7 protein-coding genes are annotated in these 6678 nt (G+C 44.5%); 4 read left to right on the top strand and 3 right to left on the bottom strand.

The genetic code is table 11. The annotated features are described in order from the left end of the window. From C7Y66_RS29565 to C7Y66_RS29550, 4 genes are all read left to right on the top strand, one after another. Nucleotides 1–950: chlorophyll a/b binding light-harvesting protein (locus C7Y66_RS29565; RefSeq protein WP_106548272.1), on the top strand; the 950-nt coding region annotated here is incomplete at its 5' end. A gap of 81 nt (nucleotides 951–1031) precedes the next feature. Continuing rightward, nucleotides 1032–2555, top strand: coding sequence for a chlorophyll a/b binding light-harvesting protein (locus C7Y66_RS29560; protein ID WP_106548271.1), 1524 nt, complete (start codon nucleotides 1032–1034; stop codon nucleotides 2553–2555). Nucleotides 2556–2728: 173 nt separating this feature from the next. After that, entirely contained in the window at nucleotides 2729–3238 is a 510-nt protein-coding gene (fldA, locus tag C7Y66_RS29555) for a flavodoxin FldA (RefSeq protein ID WP_015155001.1), read from the top strand. Nucleotides 3239–3315: 77 nt separating this feature from the next. Continuing rightward, nucleotides 3316–4047 (top strand): alpha/beta fold hydrolase, encoded by a 732-nt coding sequence (locus C7Y66_RS29550; protein WP_106167291.1) that lies wholly within the window; start codon nucleotides 3316–3318, stop codon nucleotides 4045–4047. A gap of 74 nt (nucleotides 4048–4121) precedes the next feature. Here the strand turns inward: C7Y66_RS29550 and coaBC are convergent, their stop codons facing one another. The 3 genes from coaBC to C7Y66_RS29535 form a co-directional block, all read right to left on the bottom strand. Then, nucleotides 4122–5330, bottom strand: a complete 1209-nt coding sequence (coaBC, locus tag C7Y66_RS29545) for a bifunctional phosphopantothenoylcysteine decarboxylase/phosphopantothenate--cysteine ligase CoaBC (protein ID WP_106548270.1) — start codon at nucleotides 5328–5330, stop codon at nucleotides 4122–4124. Nucleotides 5331–5547: 217 nt separating this feature from the next. Beyond that, nucleotides 5548–5760, bottom strand: coding sequence for a DUF2555 domain-containing protein (locus C7Y66_RS29540; RefSeq protein ID WP_041462484.1), 213 nt, complete (start codon nucleotides 5758–5760; stop codon nucleotides 5548–5550). 242 nt (nucleotides 5761–6002) lie between these two features. Next, nucleotides 6003–6617, bottom strand: a complete 615-nt coding sequence (locus C7Y66_RS29535) for an alpha/beta hydrolase (protein ID WP_106548269.1) — start codon at nucleotides 6615–6617, stop codon at nucleotides 6003–6005. Between the last annotated feature and the right edge of the window lie 61 nt (nucleotides 6618–6678).

Below are 6678 nucleotides of genomic sequence, written 5' to 3'. Positions count from 1 at the left end.
AGATGTGTATAAGAGACAGAATTGTGTTCTGGGCGGGAGCAATGACTTTATTTGAGTTGGCTCACTTTAATCCAGCCAAACCCATGTACGAGCAGGGTTTAATTCTACTACCTCACCTAGCAGCTCAAGGTTGGGGCGTGGGTGCTGGCGGCGAGGTGACAAGCACATTCCCCTATTTTGCGATCGGCTCGATCCATCTAATCTCATCTGCATTTTTGGGGTATGGTGGGATTTTTCATGCCCTGCGCGGTCCAGCCACATTAGAAAACCGATTTCGTTTCTTTGGCTACGATTGGGCAGATACAGGCAAAATGACGACAATTCTTGGCATTCACCTGGTATTGCTGGGGATAGGTGCGTTCTTATTGGTCGCCAAAGCAATGTACTTCGACGGTTTGTACGACCCAGCCGTGGAAAATGTGCGAGTCGTGACTAACCCGACACTCAATCCAGCCAGAATTTATGGTTACTTGTTCGGTGCAGTAGGCAATTTCTGGATCGCTGGCGTTGACAACCTGGAAGATGTTGTTGGCGGTCACATTTGGGTTGGTGGAATATTGATTTTGGGCGGGTTGTTCCATATTGCAACCAGACCGTTTCAATGGACGCACCCTTTATTTGTTTGGTCGGGAGAAGCTTATCTTTCCTACAGTTTGGGTGCTTTGGCGCTCATGGGCTTTATTGCAACTCTCTTCGTCTCAGTCAATACAACCGTTTATCCTGAAGTATTTTACGGTCCTGCACTCACGATTCGGCAGAATTTTGTACCTTACTTTTCATCGCCCGATCCTGAATTCGTGACTTCTCGGACTTGGTTAGCTAACACTCACTTCTGGTTAGCTTTCTTTTTCCTACAAGGGCATATCTGGCACGCACTGCGATCGCGCGGGCTGGATTTCCGTAAAGGGAGAGTGAGTGAGGCAGCAATCCTTCCCAAACCGATTGCCTGAAGCTAGCTTAATGCAAATTGTTTCAACTTAAATTTGAGCTGGCGATCGAAAAGATGCAAATATTTCTCAAGGAAGGCATAAATGACAGCAGTAATTTCTGATAGTCCATACAGAAACCAAATTCCTGAAGTTGGCTGGTGGGCTGGTAACTTTCGTCTCACCAATCTATCGGGCAAATTGTTGGGCGCTCATATTGCCCACTCTGCATTAATCCTGTTGTGGGCTGGCGGAATGACTTTGTTCGAGTTGTCTCGTTACAACCCAAGTTTACCAATGTACGAACAAGGGTTGATCCTGCTCCCTCATTTAGCAACTCTCGGCTTTGGTGTTGGTGCTGGCGGGCAAGTGACTAGTACCTATCCCTACTTTGTCATCAGCGTTTTGCATTTGATCCCTTCGGTGATTCTAGCGGCGGGTGGTATTTACCACTCTTTACTGGGACCAGAGGTGTTAGAAGATAATCCCACCTTGGCTGGCTTTTTCGGTTATGACTGGAAAGATACCGACAAGATGACGACGATCTTAGGTATCCACCTGATGCTTTTGGGTTTGGGTGCTTTACTACTCGTCGCCAAGGCGATGTTTTGGGGTGGATTGTTCGATCCTTGGGTAGCTGGCGGCGGAGATGTGAGGGTTATTAATCATCCCACGCTGAACCCAGTCCGCATTTTTGGCTACTTGTTCGGTGCTTGGGGTTCAGAAGGAATGGCGGCTGTCAATAACTTAGAAGATATCGTTGGCGGTCACATCTGGGTTGGTGGAATGCTAATTGGTGGTGGCATTTTTCACATCTTGACTCAGCCGTTTGCCTGGGCGCGTCGAGTTTTAATTTACTCAGGTGAAGCGTATCTTGCCTATAGTATTGGCGCTGTAGCCTATATGGGCTTTTTTGCAGCTTACTTTGCCTCGGTGAACAATACTGCATATCCCGAAGTTTTTTACGGTCCAATTCGCACTTTGGAAAGTTCTCCTGGGATTGTTTCTAGCCGTGGTTGGTTAGTATCTTTCCATTTCGTTCTAGCCGTCATATTTCTCCTCGGTCACATTTGGCACGCCCTCCGTTCCCGCGCGATCGCCGCTGGATTCGATTTGAAAAAAGGCGACTTGATCCAGCCACCGCTATCAAATCCTCGATCGGGCGATCGCTTTTCCTCGGTTGAGGCTAACGACCTGACACTGAACTTTCTGAAATACCTACCAATTTATCGCCCTGGTATTACACCTCTTTCGCGAGGGTTAGAAATTGGGATGGCTCATGGTTATTGGTTAGTCGGTCCTTTTACCATACTAGGTTCGCTAGGTTCTTTAAACGACAGTCGCGCCAGTAATTTGCTCGGTTTACTAGCCGCAGGAAGTTTAATTGTCATCCTGACAATTGGGTTCTCAATCTACGGTAGTACCTCACAGGAAAAAAGCTTAGTCACAGTTCCACGCCCAAATTTTGCAGTCACAGTACCAAACGTACCAGACTCTCTACAAGCTGTAGATAACTGGAGTCAGTTTTCGACTGGATTTTTTATTGGTGGAATTGGCGGAGCAATCTTTGCTTATTTGCTCTTAGATAATCTGAATTTATTTCGGGCGATTCCCATGATTGGAAGCTAAACGACTCAACCAATTTCAGATCGCAACTAACTCTTTACTCGCGTACGGGCGGGTTTAACCGCACAACTATTTGTTTTAGGACAGAACTACTCAAAAAACCCGCCCCTACAACTTTTGATGCACCACGTTCAAATTAGGTCTAATTCCAAACAAAATAATTCCAGGAGAATAGAATGGCAAAAGTCGGGATTTTTTATGGTTCCACAACGGGAAAAACTGAAATGGTTGTCGAATCACTTCAAAAAGAATTTGGTGAGGATGTAGTAAATTTGCATAATATCGCTGATGTGGATGAAAGCGATTTTGAGGAGTATACTAATTTGATTGTTGCTTGCCCTACTTGGAACATTGGCGAACTCCAAAGCGATTGGGATGGTTTTTTCCCCGATTTAGACAGCATTGATTTCAGTGGAAAGAAGGTAGCTTATTTTGGGACTGGCGATCAGATTGGTTATGCCGATAACTTTCAAGACGCAATGGGTATTCTAGAAGAAAAAATTGCAGAATTAGGTGGGACAACTGTTGGATATTGGTCTACAGATGGTTACGACTTTAATGAATCTAAAGCTGTGAAAGACGGGAAATTTGTTGGTTTGGCGATCGATGAAGATAATCAATCTGATTTAACTGACGAACGAGTAAAAGCTTGGGTAGCGCAACTCAAGAAAGAGTTTGGTATTTAGTTAACAGTTAACAGAAATTTGTGGGGTGCGTTCATCAACGTACCCTACCATTCATCTCAACTCTGAAGGAATTTTTCATGTCATTTCCCCATTATTTGTGGTTGAATACTAGTTCTAGTTTGCGCTGTTTTGAACAGCCTTTGTTAAATTATTTATCTAAACGAGTTTCAATCGCTCGTTGGGAATATTCGCAAACTCAAGACGAAGCTAGTTCGCTCGATATTGCCATAGGATTGTTACACGACTATCTACAAAATACAACCCATCCCGTTCACTTAATTGGACATAGTACGAGTGGCTTATTAGGATTCTTGTATGCGCGTCAATATCCTGAAAAGATTGCTTCTTTAACTCTTTTAGGTGTAGGTGCAGATGTTACTATTGATTGGCAAGTTCACTATTACACTCACTTACAAGCTCTAAATCGGAAAAAAGTTTTATCTACAATGGCTTATAATTTATTTGGGTGTTATGACGATCGCACAATTGAGGGATTAGTAAAGATTTTAGAAAAAGATCTCGATAGTTCGCTTTCACCCCATTCTCTTTGGCAAAGAGCTAATTTCCCTCATAATGGCGTGTCAGTACCATTAATGGTTTGTGGAAGTTTAGACGATCCAATTGTAGAAGCTACCGAACTCCATAAATGGCAACCTTTCTTAAAAGCAAGCGATCGCCTCCACCTTCATCCTGACGGCGGACACTTTTTTCACTTCTTTCAATCGCAACAAGCAGGAAAACATATTCTTAGCTTCTGGCAATCTTTAAGTTTATTAAATCAGCTAAAGGTAGTAGTTAATCCAGGATAAGTCAAAAGTCAAAAGTCAAAAGTCAAAAGTTAAAAGTTAAAAATTATTAGCTATAAATAGCAAATGACTAATGACTAATGACTAACAATCAGATCGAAAACCCGATGTGCCATTTCTAACTTAGTCCCAGGTGCGATCGCAATTCGATCGCCTGCTTTGTTTAAAAAAATCGCTTGATTGTTGTCGCTGCCAAATCCACTATCGGGTAGATCGATCGGATTGGCAACGATCGCATCTAATTTTTTGCGGTGTAATTTCTCTAAGGCTGGAGTGACTATATCTCCCGTTTGGGCAGCAAAGCCAATTAAAATTTGTTGGGGCTGTTTGCAATGTCCTAACTGGGCGAGAATATCTGTCACGGGTGCGAGGGGCAAACTTTCGGGTAGCGATCGCTTGGGTAACTTTTCGCGAGTATAGTTTGCAGGTTTCACATCTGCTACAGCCGCCGCCATCACTGTAATATCAGCAGTTGGAAAGCACTCTAACATTGCCTTCTCCATTTCTGCCGCACTGACAACAGGTAGCGATCGCACTCCTGACGGTATTTCTGCGTTGACAATACCATGTACTAGAGTTACATCTGCCCCCCGATGGAAAGCTGCTTGTGCCAAAGCTATTCCCATTTTGCCCGTGGCGGGATTACCGATAAACCGTACCGGATCGAGATATTCTCGCGTTCCACCCGCGCTAATTAAAACTTGTTTTCCTAACAAGTCTCGCTTGCCAGACGTACATAACAAAGACTGAATATGAGTCACAATTTCTGCTGGTTCCGCCATCCGCCCCGCACCAACGCGATCGCAGGCTAGTAACCCATATCCTGTAGACATACCATAAAATCGGTTGTCTGTCAATAATTGCTGCCAGTTGCGCTGTACTGCGACTTGTTGCCACATCTCCGTATTCATAGCTGGGGCTAGTAATACGGGGCAAGTAGAAGCCAATACTGTATTTGTTAACAGGTTATCAGCCATACCATAGGCTAATTTCGCCAGCGTATTTGCTGTCAGGGGTGCAATTAGCATAATTTCCGCCCACTCCCCTAAAACGATGTGTAAGGGACGCTGATGGGTAGGTTGCCAAAAGTCTGCATCCGTATAAGCTGGATGGCGAGATAAAGTTGATACCGTCAGTGGAGTAATAAATTGTCGAGCCGAATCGGTTAGGATAACTCTTACTTCCGCCCCAGATTTAAACAGCGTGGAAATAACCTCGCAAACCTTATAAGCCGCAATCCCCCCGCCAATTCCAACTAACACCCGCCTGGATAACTTGGAATTCATCTAAAATCCTGTCGATTAATCGCATAGATTCAGGGCGGGTTTAACCGCAGAACTTACGTGCGATCGCCTAGATTTTCAAAAAAACCCGCCCCTACCATTAATTCTGACTCCTGTACGGGCGGGTTTAACCGCACAATTTACATGCGATCGCCTCGGTTTTGCAAAAAACCCGCCCCTACCATTAATTCCGAATTCCGAATTCCGAATTCCGAATTCTTCACGATTCGTCGTATGGTTCCAAATCGAGAAGATGAATATATGGTTCCACTAGTTCTGGACGTTGAAAAGCGATCGCCCTGAGTAAATGCCAATCCTGCAAGCCGTCAAAAACATGCGTGTAGTTGTCTTGTTCTAAACGAGTTGCCAGTTCTGACACGTCTATTGCTGACATAGCAGCAATATTCTGCCGAGAAATACTTGAAGTCTTCATCATGCTGCGATCCTCCCCAGAATCAGTGACCAGTGACCAGTGACCAGTGACCAGTTACTAGTTAATTCCGAATTCCGAATTCCGAATTCCGAATTTTTTTCTAGCCCCCTCTATATACTACTTACTTTATCAAGGGTGAATCTCCGCAAGTTAACGGATTGCAATCGTAATTTTAATACTTGTTAAGTAATTTCTTTTTGGTGCGTGGTAGTTGGTAGTTGGACGCACTCACGACTCACGACTCACTCTCCACTAAGATCGGAGACAAACTGCTGAATCAGTGGTAGTACTTCTGGGCGAATTTCGTGTCCCATGTCAAATTCTTGGTACTGCACGGCAACCCCCAAGGCAATTAAATTATCTCTAGCGTATTGGGCTGCTTTGAGTGGTACGACGGTGTCTTGCTTACCATGCACGATCAGTACTGGCGGGACTTCATCTAAGGATTGGGATAGAGGATGCATATACCCGCTTAAGGCAATTAAACCCGCCAGAGGTAAGCCTAATCCTACATCCAAAGTCATTGCTGCGCCCTGAGAAAATCCACTTAAGATCGTTCTTGACAGGGGTACGCCAGTAGAAGCTTCGAGGGAAAGCAGCCAATCTTTCAAAATCTGCCTACTCTCATGAATGCCTTGATACTCTTGGCTAGAAAGGTCGTACCACATCCTACCTACAGAAGTATAAGGATGAGGAAAAGGGGCGTTGGGAAATAAAAATTGATATTTGTTTAAGTTTAATAAAGGTACGAGAGAGGCTAAATCTTTAGCATTTGCCCCCCAGCCGTGCAGTACCACAACCAATCCTGCTGGTTTCGTCCCCGATGTTGGCGCAACTGCGATCGCTTCTAAACTCAAAGCTTTACTCCCACCGTTCAGCTTTCTTAATATATCTTAAATGAGGGAGCAGGGAGCAGGG

The organism is Chroococcidiopsis sp. CCALA 051 (assembly GCF_003015105.1).
GTDB classification, from domain to species: domain Bacteria; phylum Cyanobacteriota; class Cyanobacteriia; order Cyanobacteriales; family Chroococcidiopsidaceae; genus Chroococcidiopsis; species Chroococcidiopsis thermalis.
Note: the sequence above shows the minus strand (reverse complement) of the source record. Positions and strands in the feature narration are given on the sequence as shown.

Coding starts and splice junctions, on each gene's coding strand:
- fldA (WP_015155001.1), top strand. CDS start 2,729: ATGGCAAAAGTCGGGATTTTTTATGGTTCCACAACGGGAAAAACTGAA.
- coaBC (WP_106548270.1), bottom strand. CDS start 5,330: ATGAATTCCAAGTTATCCAGGCGGGTGTTAGTTGGAATTGGCGGGGGG.
- C7Y66_RS29540 (WP_041462484.1), bottom strand. CDS start 5,760: ATGAAGACTTCAAGTATTTCTCGGCAGAATATTGCTGCTATGTCAGCA.
- C7Y66_RS29560 (WP_106548271.1), top strand. CDS start 1,032: ATGACAGCAGTAATTTCTGATAGTCCATACAGAAACCAAATTCCTGAA.
- C7Y66_RS29550 (WP_106167291.1), top strand. CDS start 3,316: ATGTCATTTCCCCATTATTTGTGGTTGAATACTAGTTCTAGTTTGCGC.